A 17,857-nucleotide genomic window follows, 5' to 3' on the forward strand; every position below is an offset into this window, starting at 1 on the left:
CCTTACAGCTGCTTGTCGGCTTTGGACAATTTCAGGTTGAGCAGCGCCAGCGCACCGACGATGAGGAAGATAGCTGTGGCGATGGCACTGGCCAAACCAAAATCTTGTCCACCGCCCCCTTGGAACGCAATCCGGTAGGTATAGCTCACCAGCAAGTCGGTGGTTCCGGCCGGGGTGCTGGCGCCGATGATGTCCGGCGCACCGTTGGTCAACATCTGGATAAGCACGAAGTTGTTGAAGTTGAAGGCGAACGAGGCAATCAACAGCGGTGTCAGTGGCTTCATCAACAGCGGCACGGTGATCTTGAAGAAGTTTTGTACCGGACCGGCACCGTCCATGGCGGACGCTTCATAGAGATCTTCCGGAATGGCCTTGAGCAGGCCCATGCAGAGGATCAACATGTAGGGGTAGCCGAGCCAGGTGTTGACGATAAGGATCATCACCTTGGCCAGGAAGGGGTTGGTATACCAGTCCGGCTTGATACCAAACGCCGCTTCCAGAAACATGTTGATCTCACCGAAGTTCTGGTTGAACAACCCCTTGAACACCAGGATGGAGATAAATCCAGGAATTGCGTAGGGCAGGATCAGCATGACCCGATAGAAACCACGCCCTTTAAGCGGTTGCCACTGCACCAGACAAGCCAGCACCATACCGATAGCCAACGTAAAAACCACGGCACAGGTAGCAAAAATAACGGTCCAGATGAAGATCTGCAGGAATGGCCCCTGGATACCCGGATCAGTCATGATCCGTACGAAGTTCTTCCAGCCCACGCTGACCACGAAGCCAGGAGCGATACTCTCCCCGACAAACTGACCCTGTTCGTCGATGTACTGATAGAAGCCGGTGTCACCGTTGGGCAGCATCAGTTCGCCATTCTGGTTATCACGCAGCAGGTTACTGTCTTTGATCACCACCCCAGACTGAAGTTTGATACCCTCAACCAAGCGAGTGTAATGCGGCTTCTGGGCGGCAAATTTGCGCAAACCACTCAAGGTAAGATGAGTGCCCCCCTCCGGCATCACCAAATCCAGCGAACTTAAATGCACACGGTGCTCTACGATCGCCCGAACTGGTGCCGCCTTGCGCTCCGCATCACCAACCAGCGGTTGCAATTCGACCACTTGCGACGTGGTTTGAACCTTCCCTTCGCGAACAGCCTGTTCACGATCCTTATTGTTCATCAAAATAACGGGTTGACTGATAAAGGATTGATCATCCTGTGTCAGCAGCAGCTGAAACTGGCCATTGTCGCCACCCAGCAGGGAGAAATCGAATTCACCGCCCGCCACCTTGTAGGTTTTCTTCAGATGGTAGTCCCGCGCCTGCTCCACGGAGAGCAAGTTGACACCTGAATAATTGGTAAACGCAATGCCAATTGAGTAAACCAGCGGAAAAATGATAAATACAACCATGCCCGCCACACCCGGAAAGATGTAGCGATGGGCATAGGTCTTCTTGTTCATGAAGACATACAGACCGGTGGAAACCACCACCAGATCCAGCAGCGCGAATACCCACTCGCCACTGGCATACATCATTACGGCTGCGTAGCCGTTGAGAATGGCGACCAGGGCCGCAATGGTCCACTTGAGCCAGGAGTGCTTATCCTTCGGACCGGCATATGACTCGATAGAAGGTACTACTTCCATGCCAATTAACCTTTATAACGCCAAGAGAGACTTGAGAGAGCGGGAGGCCATATTGGCCTCCCGAGGTAATGCTAAGTTACTGGACAACACGCTTGGCGGCAGCAGCAAGAGCGTCATCAACACTCTGACGACCGGAGGTAATGTTGGTCAGTGCTGATTCGAACCCACCCCAAAAACGGGTCATTTCCGGAACAGAGGGCATAACTTCACCTGCTTGGGCACTAAGCATGGTCGCCTTGATACGTGGATCAGACTCCAGGGTCTTCTGGAAGGATTTCAGCGCAACAGCACCCAGCGGCTTGTCGGTGTTAACCGGAGTCAAACCGGCATCGGTCAGCAGGTAGTTTTCCAGGAACTCGATGGCCAGATCCTTGTTCGGGCTGGCGGCGTTGATGGTGGCACCCAGCACGCCAACGAAGGCTTTGGCCGGCTTGCCGTTCAGGGTCGGCAGCGGCGCTACGCCATACTTGATGCCGCTCTTGTCCAGGTTGCTCCAGGCCCAGGGACCGTTGATCATCATGGCCACTTCACCCTTGTTGAACTTGGCATCCATCACACCGTAGTCAATACCTTTATCCATATGACCATTTTTAATCATATCGGACAGGTAATTCAGACCGATTTTGGTCCCCTCATTATTGACGCCAGTATCTTTAACGTCATAACCGGTCGCAGTTTTCTTGAAGGCATAACCCCCATTAGCCGCAATCAGTGGATAGGTAAAATACGGAGAGGTATACGCCCACATGATGGCACGCTTACCATCTTTTTTGAGTTTATCGTCGATACCGGCGATCTCTTCGAAGGTTTTCGGCGGCTCGGGCAGCAGATCCTTGTTATAGATCAGGCTGACCGCTTCCATGGCAACCGGGTAGCCATAGGTTTTGCCATCAACAGTCATGGCATCCCAAGCCATAGTGTCAAACTTGGCTTTGGTTGCGGCATTCGGCGTTACTGGCAAGAGCAAACCTGCTTTGACCCACTCACCGTAACGATCGTTTGCCCAGAAGAAGATGTCCGGGCCATTGCCAGTGGCGGCGGCTTGCTGGAATTTCACTTCAACCTGATCCGGGTGAGCCACAGTCACCTTGATGCCGGTTTCTGCTTCAAACTTCTTACCCACTTCAGCCAAACCGTTGTATCCCTTGTCACCGTTGATCCAGATGGTCAGCTGGCCTTCATCGATGGCAGCAGTAGCAGAGCAAGCGACGCCAAGAGTGGCCAGACCGATCAGGGATGACAGCAATTTCTTTTTCATGAGCCTTTCCTTGTTGTAGTTCCGCGCTGTAAGAGCATTGTGTGCGAGATGAATATTATCCCAAGCGGCAAACGGCTCACATGACGCAACTCGCATTTTTGAAATGCAATTACGTCATTACCTCCAAAAAATCATGAAAACATTTTCTTAAAATAGAGATAAACCCCTATTTATCGGCATAAACGACTACATTTGGTGAAATTAAATTACCATTATGAAATATAAATACGACCATGAAATGGTTTTCAAACAAGTGAAACCCCTTTCATGCGCATTATTCATGCTGGAAGTGTTAACAAAACACCGAGTCACTTTCTCCAATAGCCCCTTGATGCATAAAAAAGAGACCCCGCCGGGGCGGAGTCTCTTTTTGCCAGAAATGACGACTTGATCACACTACTGATCCCACTACGACTGACGCAGCAGCTGATCCTTGAGATTGGGCGGCACGCCCTTGATGGTCAGGGTGTCGGTCTGGGGATCGTAAAAAATGCGGCTGTTCAACAGCTTTTGCTCAAAGCTCAAAGTCAGGCCGCCGCCGGAGCCAACAAACTTGGTCAGGCCGCGCAGGGTAGAGCGATCCGCCGGGAAGCGATCTTCCAGCTCATACTCCTGACCGATAAAGCTGTAAAAATCGAGATCACCGTCACCGCCATCTTTTGCGGAGAGTTCTGCTGACAGCTCCTTGATTTCGATCTCTTCACCGGCACTCGCCTGTTCGGTGCAATATTTGAAGACCTGCTTTTTGTAATCGTTGCGCTCGGTCGGTTCGAGCTGGCGACTGTCGCAATAATCTTCGACCGCCTGCAGCAAGCCTTTATTTTGCACCTTGGCATCCATACCCTCACGGGCACCCAGCAGATCCATAAAGAAGTCGCCCAGTTTGCGACCGATGCGTCCCTTGCTGAAAGTGATATAGCGGCGCGAATCGGCCTGAGTTTTCCATTCGGTCAAATCAATGCGGGCCACCAGATTGAGTTTACCGATATCCAGATACTGGATATGGCGCAATTCCAGCGCTTCGCTGACGGTGACGCTCTCCTTGCCCTCCAGCAGGGCAATCAGCAGATAATCGACCCCGACGTAGTTGTATTTGGCAAACAGCAGCACCCCTTGCTCGTCGAGGGCGTGCTCCACCAGCTGTTTGACCAGCATCTGGGTCACATTGACCGAGAAGGGAACGAATTCGGTCTGCTCACTGAGCAGTTGTTCAAGGGCGATACGAAACGCGGGTGAGGGCTGCTTGGGGGCCTCTTCCCCCTCCGCCAGCTCGGCGACGGCCGTTTCGGGGTCGGCAAAGAAGCCAAAACCCTTGCCGCCCTTGCCGTTGTAAATCCGATGCAGTTCCGCCATCAGTCCCTGTACCGCCTCGTCGGGAGGCAGGGTCTGGCTGCGGGTATCGGCGTGGGGTTGACCATCGCCGCCCTGGCGCAAGGAGTGAAGAATGATCTTGTCGATATCGAGACTCATGTCACAAAGCCATAGTGTTAGCCGAAAGGGTGAAGTATTATAAGGCGCTTTGAACCGAGATGAACTGAAGATTATGCCTATCGTATCAAAGTACAATAACGAGCAATTTGACGCCCTGATGAACGACCTGATCACCGCGCTGGAAAAGCATAAAGCGCCGGTGGATCTCAGCCTTATGGTGCTTGGCAATCTGACCACCAATATCATCAACGGTATGGCACCGGCCCAGCGCCAGGCCATCACTGAAAAGTTTGTCCAGGCCCTGACCGCATCGGTCGATAATCGCCACGACGCACACTGAGTCCTGCGACTCTGTTGATTTGACGTTTCTCAACGCAGATGGATCACTATGGTCGAAACCGGTAACCCCTATCGTGATAATGTCTCTCGCCTGATCACCTGGGGGCATTGGTTCTCCTTCTTCAACATTATCCTGGCCATGCTTATCGCCACCCGCTATCTGGGTGCCATCGGCTGGCCATCGACCACGCTGGGCGTGATCTATCTCGTTGTAAGCTGGATTGGCCACTTCTCGTTCCTGAGCTTCGTCACCTACCTGTTGACGGTCTTTCCGCTCAGCTTCGTGCTGCCCAAAGAGAAACCGCTACGATTCATCTCGGCCATCATCGCCACCCTGGCGCTGGTGCTGCTGCTGATCGACACCCAGGTATTCCGGCTGTTCAAGTTTCACCTCAACAGTCAGGTATGGCAGTTGCTGCTGGATCAGGCACAGACCGAAGAGGGCTCAATCTGGAGCATTATCTTCGTCGCCGTGCCGACCATCTTCCTGCTGCAACTGCTGCTGTCGGCCTATGTCTGGCGCAAGATCAACAAGCGCAAGCGCCGCCAATACGGCAATCAGGTAGGGTTGGCCCTGCTGGTCTGCTTTATTCTGACCCACGTGGTCAACAGCTGGGCGGATGCGACCCTCTATCAGCCCATCACCATGCAGAGAGCCAACTTCCCCCTCTCCTACCCCATGACGGCCCGCTCCTTCCTGGCCAAACATGGCTGGCTGGATCTGGATCAGTACGAGAAGCAGGCGGCATCCCAGGGTGATGACAGCGACAGCCGGATGCACTATCCGCTGCGCCCGCTCAACGTCAATGCGCCACTGACCCACAGCAATCTGCTGATTGTGGTGGTCGACTCCCTGCGCTTTGACATGCTCAACAACATCAACATGCCCAATCTGCAGCGCTATGCGGATCAGCACCTGACGTTCCGCAACCACATGAGTGGTGGCAACGACGATCTGATGGGGATGTTCAGCCTGTTCTACGGCTTGCCCGGCCACTACTACAAGGACATCAGCAGCGACAAGCGTCCGCCGGTGCTGTTCGACGAGATGCTGCGTCAGGATTACCAGTTCGGGCTGTTCGGCGCGATGGAAGATGCCCAGCAGTATCGCAAGAGCATCCTCTCCGGCCTGCGCAAGCAGGTGTTTGTCTCCGAACAGATCGATGATGGCAAGCTGCTGACCGACTGGCAGCATTGGCTCGGCAAGCGCACGCCGGAGCGTCCCTGGTTCTCGCTGGTCTATCTCTCGAGCCCAGGTGACTACCAGTTGCCCGCGACCATGAAGGGGCCGTTCCAGCCGGAGCTGGCCAACTTCAACCCGGCGACCGCCTATCGGGCGGAGAACCTGCAAAAGCTGGAGAACCGCTACAAGAACTCGGTCTTCTATACCGACCAGCTGCTTGAGCAGATGCTGACCAGCTTGCAGTCGCAGGGGATGGACAGCAATACCGTCGTCGTCATCACTGCCAACCACGGTCAGGAGTTCAACGACACCCGCAGCAACAGCTGGGGTGCGGGTAGCAACTACTCCCCCTATCAGGTGCAGGTGCCCATGGTGATTGCCTGGCCGGGTCGCGACAGCCTGGTACTGGAACAGCCGAGCAGCCATCTCGATCTGGCCCCGACCCTGATGCAGGGGATGCTGGGGGTACGCAATCCGGCACGCGATTACAGCATTGGTCGCAATCTGTTCGATACCACTCCCCGTAACTGGCTGCTGGCGGGGGATCAGAACGATTTTGCCATCTATCAGGGCGACACCATCACCCACTTCAACAAGCAGGGTGACTTCGAACTGCTGGAGCGCAACAGCTATCGCCCCATCAAGCACGGTACCCCAGATATGGGCGCCATGATCCAGGTGATGAACGAGCTGAACCGCTTCTATCGCAACCAATGAAGCCCCCGCTGATGGCTTGATACCATAAAAAACGCCCCGAATTCGGGGCGTTTTTCGTTGTATCGCGGGGCCACTTTCGCGACTGTTAGCCACCCCACCCTTGCGGGTACTTGTAGCCGACGAAACGCTTGGCCGCATAGGCCTTGAACGCCGCCGAGTTGTAAGCCGCCGCCACATCTTTGGCAAACGGCTGATCCGCATCCGCACTTTTCACCACCACCCAGTTGATGAAGTCGTAGCTGCGCTCCAGAAACAGTCCTTCACTGAACGGGATACCGCTGGAAGCGGCAAAGTTACCGTTGATCACCGAGAAGTCCACATCCTCCCGCGAGCGGGGCAGCTGCGCGGCTTCCAGCAACACCAGCTTGAGATTGTGCGGATTATTCACCACATCAAACTCGCTCGCTTTGAGCGGATTAATCCCCTCCTTGAGGGTGAGCCAACCGAGATCCTGCAGCATCAACAGCGCCCGCGCCTGATTGGTGGGATCGTTGGGGATGGCCACCGTGCTCCCCTCTTGCACCTTGTCGAGTGCAGCCAGCTTGCCGGAGTAGAGCCCCATCGGACCGGTTGGCACCTGGGTAATGGGCACCAGCGACAACCCCCGATCCTTGGCAAAGCTCTCAAGATAAGGTTTGTGCTGGAAACAGTTCACATCCAGTGAACCGTCAGCCAAGGCAATATTGGGGGTCACATAGTCGGTGAACTCCACCAGCTTGACCTTGTACCCCTTGGCCTCCAGCTGCGGTTTGATGGAGTCGGTCACCATGTCGGCAAAATCCCCCACCGTGGTACCAATCACGATCTCCTGTTTGGTCGGCAAAGACGCATCGGCGGCAACCGCGGAAAAAGAGAGGCTCCCGACCGCCATCGCGGCAATAAAGGTGCTGGCGCCAGCAGCGGCGCGCAAGGAAGCAGTGCAAGAAGAAGGTAAGAAGGAACGAAACGGCATAGGGACTCCCTGTCAGGTACGCATCAAAATATGGGACTGCGGCGGGCTTGTCCTCAGAGGCAACGCCCTTTACACCACAGCAATCTAGCCATCCAAACGGCTATTTTGATTACCATAACAGAGCCATCCACCGCCGCCAAGCAATAAACCGCTGGCCACCCCCACCTCATCACCCTTGCTGTCACCCCCGAACGCATATCTGCACTCACGTTGGCACACACCACCATGCCGTTCACTTTCAAGAGCGCACGACCTCCCCTCGGAATTGCCCCGAATCGGGATGGCTGCGGCGAAGGAGAGTCACGAGAGAGTGAATTACAGATAAAAAGATCAGTAATGAGCGGTGAGAACCATTCTCAATAGAACACATAACCAGCGTCATTGGAATACCTACCATAAACCGGATCGGATTTCTTTGAACCTCGTACAACTTTTTGTAAAAGGCTCTTTTTGAATCTCCATCACCCGTGTATAGATTTCCGTCGCACCCAGGATGGTGCGATCCAAGATGGAGTTTAAAAATAATGAAGCAAACATCGTTAGCACTGGCGATCACAGCACTGCTGTCGACCCTGCCCAGTGCGCTCGTTCAGGCAAATGAAGGTTGTGCGCCGCTCACCGGCAAGGAGAGCGGCGTGGATATCGGACGCAGCAGCACCGAGCGCTGCCTGCCAGGTACCAATCCCCTGCAGGATCAGCAGTGGTATCTGCTCAACAGCGGGCAGGATGGGTTCAGCGCCCGTGGCGGGGTAGCGGGCAACGACCTCAACCTCTGGTGGGCTCATCGCACCGGCGTGCTGGGCCAGGGAGTCAATGTGGCCGTCGTGGATGATGGTCTGGCCATCGCCCACCCGGATCTGGCGGACAATGTGCGTCCGGGTTCGAAAAACGTGGTGACCGGCAGCGATGATCCGACCCCGACAGCTCCGGATACGGCCCATGGCACCTCGGTCTCCGGCATCATTGCGGCGGTAGACAACGCCATCGGTACCAAGGGGATCGCCCCGCGAGCCCAGCTGCAGGGCTTCAACCTGCTGGATGACAACAGCCAGCAGTTGCAGAAAGATTGGCTCTACGCCCTTGGCGACAGCGATGCCAGCCGCGACAACCGGGTATTCAACCAGAGCTACGGCATGAGTGTGGTGGATCCCCGCTCTGCCAACTCTCTGGATCAATCCCAGCTCGACCGTCTGTTTGAACAGCAGACCCTCAAGGCGCAGGGCGCGGCCTATATCAAGGCCGCCGGCAACGGCTTCAACAAGATAGCGGCGGGCGGCTATGTGCTTAACCGCACCGGCAATGGCCCCAAATTGCCGTTTGAAAACAGCAACCTCGACCCCTCCAACAGCAACTTCTGGAACCTGGTGGTGAGCGCCCTCAACGCCAACGGGACCAGATCTTCCTACTCCAGCGTCGGCAGCAACGTCTTCCTGAGCGCCACCGGTGGCGAATATGGCACCGACTCGCCAGCGATGGTCACCACGGATCTGCCCGGCTGCGACATGGGCTACAACCGCACCAATGATCCCAGCACCAACCGGCTGCACGGCAACCCACAACTGGATGCCAGCTGCGACTACAACGGCGTGATGAACGGCACCTCCTCCGCCACCCCCAGCACCTCCGGCGCCATGGCGCTGCTGATGTCCGCCTACCCGGACTTGCCGGTGCGGGACCTGCGGGATCTGCTGGCTCGGAGCGCAACCCGGGTCGATGCCACACATAAACCTGTGATGGTCAGCTACACCAGCAGCACCGGCAAGGTACGCGATGTGAAAGGGCTGGAAGGTTGGGAGCGCAATGCCGCCGGCATGTGGTTCAGCCCCACTTACGGCTTTGGCCTGATCGACGTCAACAAGGCCCTTGAGCTGGCAGCCAACCACCAGCCGCTGCCGCCCCTGGTGCAGTTGCCGTGGCAGAAGACCAGCGTCACCGGCAGTACCGCCACCATTGCGGATGCAGGCAACAGCCCGACCCGTTCCGCCACCCGCATCGCGACACCATTGACGGTGGAAGCGGTTCAGGTGATGGTGAGTCTGGATCACCAGCGCCTGCCCGACCTGCTGATCGAGCTGGTCTCCCCCGCTGGCACCCGCAGCATCCTGCTGAACCCGTTCAACAGCCTGGTCGGTCAATCCCTTGATCAGCAAAAACTGGGATATGTGCGCACCAAAGGGCTGCGTGATATGCGCCTGCTCTCCCACAAGTTCTACGGTGAAGCGGCCGAGGGCGACTGGCGACTGGAGGTAACCGACGTTGCCAACGGTAGCCGCCAGGTCTCTCTGCTCAATCGCGAAACCGGGGAGCGCACCACCCTGACCGAGCGCAACAATCGCCAACCGGGCAAGTTGATCTCATGGTCCCTGCGGGTCCTGGGTCACGATGCCAACCGCAGCTAACACGCTAGGAGTATTACCATGAACAAACCTGTTACCTTGCTTCTGGCAACCCTGCTGGCCCCCCTCTCTGGACAGCTCTGCGCCGAGGAGTCGGTCACCATGGATGGCAAGCAGTACAGCACCATAGAGGTGAACGGCCAGACCTATCTCATTCCCGACAACGGCAGCAAGAAGCGGGTCACCCGCAGCCTTGACAGCAAGGCTCCGCAGCAGGCCCTGCGCCGCGGCGACGTGTTGATGCAAGGGGCCGCCAGCCCCGAGCTCACCGTCAGCGGCACCCTGCTGGTGGAAGCTGACGATGCCACAGCCAAAGCACTGGCGACTCGCCACGCCCTGATCTTCAAGCAGAGCAGCGGTGGTATCGCCCTGCTGGAGGCCAAACCGGGCACCGATCTCAACGCCATCGCCACCCAGCTCCAGAGCGAGGGAGTGAAAGTTCAGATCGAGCTATCGGGGGCCGAACAGCAGCCGAAATAGGCCGCGTCACACAGATAACAAAGGGGGCCATCATGGCCTAATGCCAGTCAGTTAAGCCTGACTGGCATTGTTTTTATTGGCTTTTTTCACACTATACCTCTGTGGCCTTGGCTTCACGCAGCGGGGGTAACTTCGCTCCCTTCGTGCCGGCAGCACAAACTGCCCCGCCTGTTTCTCCAGGTCAGCTACCCGCTTCGGGATAGTCCCCGCTGACAGGTAGGGCATGCAGCTCAGTTCATGGATAAGATAGATCGACGCCATGTGAAAACTCAGCTGGCTCGCCGTGTATCCCTTCAGGCTCGCCGTCATCTTCACCATCTGGCTGCGCAGCAGGTTGTACGCCAGCAGCACGCCCCACAGCTCTTGCCGTATCCCCGTCGCCTTCTTGCTACGCAGGGTCAGTCGATGTTGTTGCAGGCTGTGCTTCATCTCCCGATAGCCCAACTCGATTTCCCAGCGATGGCTGTAGAGTTCAGCGATGTCAGTCCCCGGGAAGCGCATCGGGTCGACCATCGAGGTTAACACTTGGCGCTCCTTGCCGTTGATGTTGCGAGTCAGCAAGCGGGCTTCCACCGTATCCGGCAGTTGTGGCCACTTCTTGCGTGCCTGTGGACTGGTCGTCAGGCGCACCAGCACATCCTGGCGCCCCAGCTTGCGTACCACCTCGTATTGCGTGCCCTTTTTGAGCGGCAGCAGCCAGTGCCGCTCGCTACCCGCAGTTTGCCAGGCATGTAGCAGACCGAGGGAGTAAAACCCCTTGTCGAACAGGGTCAGCGAGTGGTCCGGCGTGCGCGCGACAAGCTGTTCGGCCAGCACCATCTCGTTGACGGCGCAGCTCTCCATGACAGCCTGAACAAGCAGGTGACTGGTCAGCTCCATCTGGCAGAGCATGCGTACCTGCGGATAGGCTGTCTCGCCATGCTGGGTGCCGGGCTTGGCAAACGCGGCGGTATTGTCCAGGGTATCGGGCGTGCGCCACATCACGCCATCGACGGCGAGCAGTTGCAGCCCGGCCCAGCCGGGGTGATTGGCCTGCTGGTGCCAGAGCGAGGCTGTCTCGTGAAACAACCGCTCGATGCTCTTGTCCCCGAGCTTTTGGCGGGCTTGCAGGAAGGCGCTGGGGGCAACAAAGGGACGGTCACCGGGCAACAGGATATCGAGCTGATTGACCAGCTGGGTCATGGGGACATGGCGGAACATGGCCATGCCGATGATGGCCCAGACCAGGCGCTCCATGGGCATGCGGCGACGGCGCAGGGTCACGACATCCTCTTCGGCGAGCAGAGTTGTGATGAGCTCGGGGGAAATGAGGTCGGAGAGTGACTCAAACTGAGCGGGATTGCTGGCGTGGAGGAAGTCGAGAGCCTGTACGATACGCATAAAAAATCCGAAACCAATCAACAGGTTTCGGATTTTTACACATCAGGAGGATCGGTCAATGGATCCTTAACTGATCGGCATTAGCCATCATGGCCCCCTTTCTGTGCTGCTCATTACAACAGTGGCTTACTTGGCGCCATGCTGCTCCGCCAGATAAAGCCAGGTATCGACCACGGTATCGGGGTTTAGCGACACCGAATCGATCCCCTGCTCCACCAGCCAGGCGGCGAAGTCCGGGTGATCGGATGGGCCTTGGCCGCAGATCCCCACATACTTGCCCGCCTTGCGCGCTGCCTGAATGGCCATCGCCAGCAGCGCCTTGACCGCCTCGTTGCGTTCGTCGAACAGGTGGGCAATCAGCCCGGAATCCCTGTCCAGCCCAAGGGTGAGCTGGGTCATGTCGTTGGAGCCGATGGAGAAGCCGTCCACATGCTCGAGGAACTGGTCCGCCAGCAGGGCATTGCTCGGGATCTCGCACATCATGATCACCTTGAGCCCCCGCTCGCCGCGGCGCAGGCCGTTTTCGGCCAGGATGTCGATGACCTGCTCCGCCTCGCCCACGGTGCGCACGAAGGGGATCATCACCTCGACGTTGGTCAGCCCCATCACATCGCGCACCCGCTTGATCGCCTCGCACTCGAGGGCAAAACAGGGGCGGAAGCTGTCGGCGATGTAGCGGGATGCGCCACGAAAACCGATCATCGGGTTCTCTTCGTGAGGCTCGTAGTCACGACCGCCCACCAGATTGGCGTACTCGTTGGACTTGAAGTCCGACATCCGCACGATCACCCGCTCCGGCCAGAAGGCTGCTCCCAGAGTGGCGATCCCCTCGGTCAGCTTGGCCACGTAGAACTCCCGCGGGCTGTCGTAACCGGCGATCATCTTGGCGATGGTGGCCTGCAGCGCTGGCGTTTGCTGGTCAAACGCCAGCAGCGCCTTGGGGTGCACCCCGATCATCCGGTTGATGATAAATTCGAGTCGCGCCAGCCCGACACCAGCATTGGGCAACTGGGCAAAGTCGAAGGCCCGATCCGGGTTACCGACGTTCATCATGATCTTGATGGGCAGCCGCGGCATGTTGCCCACCTCGGTCACCGCCACGTCGAAGTCCAGCTCGCCGTCATAGATAAAACCGGTATCCCCTTCCGCGCAGGAGACGGTGATCCGCTGACCCGGCTCAATATGATCGGTGGCGTTGCCACAGCCGACCACCGCCGGAATGCCCAGCTCGCGAGCGATAATGGCGGCGTGACAGGTGCGGCCGCCACGGTTGGTGACGATGGCGGAGGCCCGCTTCATGATGGGCTCCCAGTCCGGGTCGGTCATGTCGGTCACCAGCACGTCGCCGGGCTGCACCTCGTCCATCTGGCTGATGGAGGAGATGACTCGCGCCGGGCCTGCGCCGATCTTGTGGCCGATGGCACGCCCTTCGATCAGCACCTTGCCCGCTTGCTTGAGGGCAAACCGCTCGAGGGTGTTGGCCTCCTGACGGCTGCGCACGGTTTCCGGGCGCGCCTGCACGATATAGAGCTGGCCATCCTGACCATCCTTGGCCCACTCGATATCCATCGGGCGGCCATAGTGCTGCTCGATGATGAGGGCCTGTTTCGCCAGCGCCATCACCTCTGCATCCGTGATACAGAAGCGGCTGCGCTCGGCCTCATCGGTGTCGACAATCTTCACCTGACGGCCATGACCGGCATCGTCCGAGTAGGTCATCTTGATAAGCTTGGAACCGAGGGTCTTGCGCACCACCGCCGGGCGGCCCCCCTTGAGGGTCGGCTTGTGCACATAGAACTCGTCCGGGTTGACGGCCCCCTGCACCACCATCTCCCCCAGCCCCTGACTCCCGGTGATGAACACCACGTCGTTGAAGCCCGACTCGGTATCCAGGGTAAACATCACGCCAGAGGCGGCGAGATCCGATCGCACCATCCGCTGCACCCCGGCCGAAAGAGCAACGCCCTTGTGGTCATAGCCCTGATGCACCCGATAGGATATGGCGCGATCGTTGAACAGAGAAGCAAACACATGCTTGACCGCCGTCATGACGGCATCGATGCCACGTACGTTGAGGAAGGTCTCCTGCTGGCCGGCAAAGGAGGCGTCCGGCATATCCTCGGCGGTGGCGGAGGAGCGCACCGCAAACGAAGCCTCGACACCGGCACTCAACTTCTCATAGGCCACCCGGATCGCCTGCTCCAGCTCGGGCTGGAACGGGGCGTCGATCACCCAGTCGCGGATCTGCTGACCGGCCCGGTTGAGGGCGGCGATATCGTCCACGTCCAGATTGTCGAGCAGATGGTGGATCTTGCCGTTGAGGCCGCTTGACTCCAGAAACTCGTTAAACGCAAAAGCGGTGGTGGCAAAGCCCCCCGGCACGGATACACCGGCGCCAGAGAGGTTGCTGATCATCTCGCCAAGGGATGCGTTTTTGCCGCCAACACGTTCTACGTCCTGCATTCCGAGTTGTTCGTACCAGAGCACGTACTGTTGCACTTGGATGTCTCCAGGTTGGTGGGCACCGATGCCATAGCACCTCGTGCGCCCGATTTAATCGATGAGGTTATGGGTAAGTCAGGTGCGTTATTGTCTGTTTCTTTTGTTGCCAACGACCATGAAAACGTTTTCTATTGGTTTTCAAAAAAATCCCCGAGCAAGCGTTGGGGATGGTCGAATGACCGGAACATTCTACAATGGCGACACAAAAAGATAACGATTCAGGTTTGCAAGCCACTTCACAACTTGGGCACAGCAGACCGGTTGACAAAACTGGTATGGTTTCGAGAGATACTTCTCACCCTTTACCCCATGCGACCCCACCCGCCGGTATCACAGGAGCCCCACGTGCACACCGTATTTTATGTTTCAGACGGCACCGCCATCACCGCCGAAGTGTTCGGCCACGCGGTACTGAGCCAGTTTCCGCTGGCCTTCGAGCAGATCACTATCCCCTTTGTGGAGACACTGGAGAAAGCCCGTCAGGTGAGGATGCGGATCGATGAGCAGTTCCGCCAGACCGGGGTGCGCCCCATCCTGTTTCACACCATCGTCGACCCGCTGGTACGGGAAGAGGTGCTCAAATCGGAAGCGTGCGGCCATGACTTTCTCAACACCTTCGTCAGCCCGCTGGAGCAGGAGCTGGGGGTAAAAGCCGAGCCTCGCCTCCACCGCACCCACGGCATGGAGAACCGCAAGCTCTATGACGATCGCATCGAGGCGGTCAACTTCGCGCTGGCCAACGACGATGGCATCACCACCAAAGAGTACGATGAGGCGGATATCATCCTGATCGGGGTCTCCCGCTGCGGCAAGACCCCGACCAGCCTCTATCTGGCGCTACAATTTGGCATCCGGGCCGCCAACTACCCCTTTATCGAGCAGGACATGGGCACGCTGGACTTGCCGAGCGCCCTCAAGGCCAACCGCCACAAGCTGTTCGGCCTCACCATAGCGCCGCAGCGGCTGCACGAGATCCGCAACCAGCGCCGCGCCAACAGCCGCTACTCCTCCATCGAACAGTGCGAGCAGGAGCTGGCCTGCGTGGAGCGACTGTTTCGCCAGGAGGCGATCCGCTTTCTCGATACCAGCTCCCACTCGGTGGAGGAGATCAGCGCCAAGGTCCTCGAGGCGACCGGTCTGCGTCGCCAGCTCTGTTAAGCCAGCTTGACAGCTATCGACATCAACAAAAGATAAAAACCCCAGATCGGCGGTAAAAGTCAGCTGTTGTAAGTTGTGGTTTGCATAGATAACAGTGAAAAGCGTGGATAAAAAAGGGATAATCACCACAAATGCTTATCCCTCTGCTTGCCAACCTGTTCCAACCTGCCGTTGCGCGCCTGCCGCCCGTTAGCCGCCGTTTTGTTCCGCTCTGCTCTACTGTGCTCTGCTCTGCGAACAGCCAGAGTTAACTAACGATTGAGTTCGGGGTTGTTCATCAACCGGGCATAGAAGGCCAGCAAGCCGTGGCGCAGGCGAACCCGCTCTGCCAACCAACCGCCAGCAACAGCACCCGTTACCCCGCCAACCAGCAACAGCGGCTGCCAGTAGTGCAGCAACCCCTGATCACCGAGCGAGAGCCAGCCCAACAGCATGGTTGCGGCCACCAGCAACAACAGCGGACTGGCGGCAATCCCTAACCAGAGCGCTACCAGCACTCCCCAGCCAACCCCTTGTTGTAGCACGCTTTCGCGTTCCCTGTGCTCCAACTCCCCGCACTCTTCCCTGCACTCTCGCTCGTTTGGCATCATTTGCATCCACCTATGGCTCAGCACCAAAAAAGCTCACCGATAGCACCAAATGTCAACAAAACGGAATTCGATTGCGCAAACATCAATCAAAAACTACTAACAAGCCTCTCCAGATCATGAAAAAGCTGACATTGGTACAAAATACGGCCATTAGAGATGGAAAACAGGTGCATTAATGGCGGATTATCACTATTCTGCTTCGGCTGCCAGCCAACACTAAAAATTGAAAATGGCATGGCGTAACGAAATAAATACAGCTTTCGTCAGGTTTTGGCTACGCACTGCGGCCTGCTCAGGATGAGCCCAACACCGACCAGAGACAACAGAGACGTAAGGACAGACCCATGGATTTGAAACAAGACGGTGAGGAGCTGAAGCGCGGCCTTAAAAACCGCCACATTCAGTTGATTGCTTTGGGCGGCGCCATCGGCACCGGCCTCTTTCTGGGCATTGCCCAAACCATCAAGATGGCAGGCCCTTCGGTCCTGCTTGGCTACGCCATCGGCGGCTTTATCGCCTTCCTGATCATGCGCCAGCTCGGTGAAATGGTGGTGGAAGAGCCGGTAGCCGGCTCCTTCAGCCACTTTGCCTACAAATACTGGGGCGAGTTTGCCGGTTTTGCGTCCGGCTGGAACTACTGGGTGCTCTATGTGCTGGTGAGCATGGCCGAGCTGACCGCGGTGGGCATCTATGTCCAGTACTGGTGGCCCGAAATCCCGACCTGGATGTCGGCAGCCTTCTTCTTCGTGCTGATCAACGCCATCAACCTCTCCAACGTCAAAGCGTTTGGCGAAATGGAGTTCTGGTTCGCCATCATCAAGGTGGTCGCCATCATCGGCATGATTGGCTTTGGCGGCTATCTGCTCATCTCTGGTGCCGGCGGCCCCGAGGCGAGCGTCACCAACCTGTGGGCCCAAGGCGGCTTCTTCCCCAACGGCATCAGCGGTCTGGTGATGGCGATGGCGGTGATCATGTTCTCCTTCGGCGGTCTGGAGCTGGTAGGCATTACCGCCGCGGAAGCGGACAACCCCGAGAAGAGCATTCCCAAGGCCACCAATCAGGTGATCTACCGTATCCTCATCTTCTACATCGGCGCCCTGGCGATTCTGATGTCCCTCTACCCCTGGGGTAAAGTGGTGGAAGGCGGCAGCCCGTTCGTGATGATCTTCCACGCACTGGACAGCAATCTGGTCGCCACCGTGCTCAACATCGTGGTGCTGACAGCAGCGCTGTCGGTCTACAACAGCTGCGTCTACTGCAACAGCCGGATGCTGTTCGGTCTGGCCAAACAGGGCAACGGCCCGAAAGCCCTGCTCAAAACCAACAAGAGCGGCGTACCGCTGGTTGCCCTCTCGGTCTCGGCGATCGCCACCCTGCTCTGCGTGCTGATCAACTACCTGATGCCGGGCAAGGCGTTTGGCCTGCTGATGGCGCTGGTGGTCTCCGCACTGGTGATCAACTGGGCGATGATCAGCCTCGCGCACCTCAAGTTCCGCAAGGCCAAGGTCGCAGAAGGTGTCCAGCCCAAGTTCAAGGCGTTCTGGTACCCCTTCGGTAACTACCTCTGCCTCGCCTTTATGGCTGGCATCCTGGTGATCATGTATATGACCCCCGATTTCCGGATCTCGGTCGAACTGATCCCCGCCTGGCTGGTGGTTCTGGGCATTGGCTTTGTCATCAAGCGCAAAGGACAAGCCCAAAGCAAGGTCGCTGCCAATCTGGGTTAATGCCTGCAGCTAGCGACATCAATGCAAACGCCGATCGGATGATCGGCGTTTTTTATTGTTCATATCAGTCATCCTGCCTGCGATAAAGA

At 57.4% G+C, this 17,857-nt stretch carries 13 protein-coding genes; 6 read left to right on the forward strand and 7 right to left on the reverse strand.

Going from position 1 to position 17,857, the window contains the following annotated elements; translation table 11 throughout:
- Positions 1 to 2: 2 nt before the first annotated feature.
- From malF to yejK, 3 genes are all read right to left on the reverse strand, one after another.
- Positions 3 to 1,655: a maltose ABC transporter permease MalF gene (malF, locus tag I6G90_RS07615; RefSeq protein WP_197930557.1), complete on the reverse strand. Its 1,653-nt coding sequence runs from the start codon at positions 1,653 to 1,655 to the stop codon at positions 3 to 5.
- Between the two features lie 76 nt (positions 1,656 to 1,731).
- Positions 1,732 to 2,913 carry a maltose/maltodextrin ABC transporter substrate-binding protein MalE gene (malE, locus tag I6G90_RS07620; RefSeq protein WP_197931179.1) on the reverse strand — a complete coding sequence of 394 codons (1,182 nt, stop codon included), beginning with the start codon at positions 2,911 to 2,913 and terminating at the stop codon, positions 1,732 to 1,734.
- 408 nt (positions 2,914 to 3,321) lie between these two features.
- Positions 3,322 to 4,383, reverse strand: a complete 1,062-nt coding sequence (gene yejK / locus I6G90_RS07625; RefSeq protein ID WP_197930558.1) for a nucleoid-associated protein YejK — start codon at positions 4,381 to 4,383, stop codon at positions 3,322 to 3,324.
- A gap of 73 nt (positions 4,384 to 4,456) precedes the next feature.
- On the opposite strand from yejK, the gene I6G90_RS07630 reads away from it, so the two are divergent.
- On the forward strand, positions 4,457 to 4,684 hold the full coding sequence (locus I6G90_RS07630) for a YejL family protein (protein WP_005333874.1): 228 nt from the start codon (positions 4,457 to 4,459) through the stop codon (positions 4,682 to 4,684).
- Between the two features lie 48 nt (positions 4,685 to 4,732).
- Complete coding sequence (locus I6G90_RS07635; RefSeq protein WP_197930560.1) at positions 4,733 to 6,583, forward strand: DUF3413 domain-containing protein; 1,851 nt, start codon at positions 4,733 to 4,735, stop codon at positions 6,581 to 6,583.
- Between the two features lie 85 nt (positions 6,584 to 6,668).
- Here the strand turns inward: I6G90_RS07635 and I6G90_RS07640 are convergent, their stop codons facing one another.
- Positions 6,669 to 7,454: a MetQ/NlpA family ABC transporter substrate-binding protein gene (locus I6G90_RS07640; RefSeq protein WP_197931180.1), complete on the reverse strand. Its 786-nt coding sequence runs from the start codon at positions 7,452 to 7,454 to the stop codon at positions 6,669 to 6,671.
- Positions 7,455 to 8,059: 605 nt separating this feature from the next.
- On the opposite strand from I6G90_RS07640, the gene asp reads away from it, so the two are divergent.
- Both asp and I6G90_RS07650 read left to right on the forward strand, forming a co-directional pair.
- Positions 8,060 to 9,934: a serine protease Asp gene (asp, locus tag I6G90_RS07645; protein ID WP_197930561.1), complete on the forward strand. Its 1,875-nt coding sequence runs from the start codon at positions 8,060 to 8,062 to the stop codon at positions 9,932 to 9,934.
- 18 nt (positions 9,935 to 9,952) lie between these two features.
- Positions 9,953 to 10,411: a serine protease chaperone gene (locus I6G90_RS07650; RefSeq protein WP_197930563.1), complete on the forward strand. Its 459-nt coding sequence runs from the start codon at positions 9,953 to 9,955 to the stop codon at positions 10,409 to 10,411.
- Positions 10,412 to 10,462: 51 nt separating this feature from the next.
- Here the strand turns inward: I6G90_RS07650 and I6G90_RS07655 are convergent, their stop codons facing one another.
- Both I6G90_RS07655 and ppsA read right to left on the reverse strand, forming a co-directional pair.
- Complete coding sequence (locus I6G90_RS07655) at positions 10,463 to 11,791, reverse strand: IS4 family transposase (protein WP_197928825.1); 1,329 nt, start codon at positions 11,789 to 11,791, stop codon at positions 10,463 to 10,465.
- Positions 11,792 to 11,917: 126 nt separating this feature from the next.
- Positions 11,918 to 14,290, reverse strand: coding sequence for a phosphoenolpyruvate synthase (ppsA, locus tag I6G90_RS07660; protein WP_197930565.1), 2,373 nt, complete (start codon positions 14,288 to 14,290; stop codon positions 11,918 to 11,920).
- A gap of 348 nt (positions 14,291 to 14,638) precedes the next feature.
- Here ppsA and ppsR point away from each other — a divergent pair, with 348 nt between their 5' ends.
- Positions 14,639 to 15,451, forward strand: a complete 813-nt coding sequence (ppsR, locus tag I6G90_RS07665) for a posphoenolpyruvate synthetase regulatory kinase/phosphorylase PpsR (RefSeq protein ID WP_197930567.1) — start codon at positions 14,639 to 14,641, stop codon at positions 15,449 to 15,451.
- Positions 15,452 to 15,702: 251 nt separating this feature from the next.
- Here ppsR and I6G90_RS07670 read toward each other — a convergent pair whose 3' ends face one another.
- Complete coding sequence (locus tag I6G90_RS07670; RefSeq protein ID WP_232254434.1) at positions 15,703 to 15,975, reverse strand: hypothetical protein; 273 nt, start codon at positions 15,973 to 15,975, stop codon at positions 15,703 to 15,705.
- Positions 15,976 to 16,385: 410 nt separating this feature from the next.
- Here I6G90_RS07670 and I6G90_RS07675 point away from each other — a divergent pair, with 410 nt between their 5' ends.
- The gene (locus tag I6G90_RS07675) at positions 16,386 to 17,768 is read left to right on the forward strand and encodes an amino acid permease (RefSeq protein WP_005333893.1); all 1,383 of its coding nucleotides are present in this window, start codon (positions 16,386 to 16,388) and stop codon (positions 17,766 to 17,768) included.
- Positions 17,769 to 17,857 lie beyond the last annotated feature (89 nt).

This window comes from Aeromonas allosaccharophila (assembly GCF_016026615.1).
Lineage (GTDB): Bacteria > Pseudomonadota > Gammaproteobacteria > Enterobacterales > Aeromonadaceae > Aeromonas > Aeromonas allosaccharophila.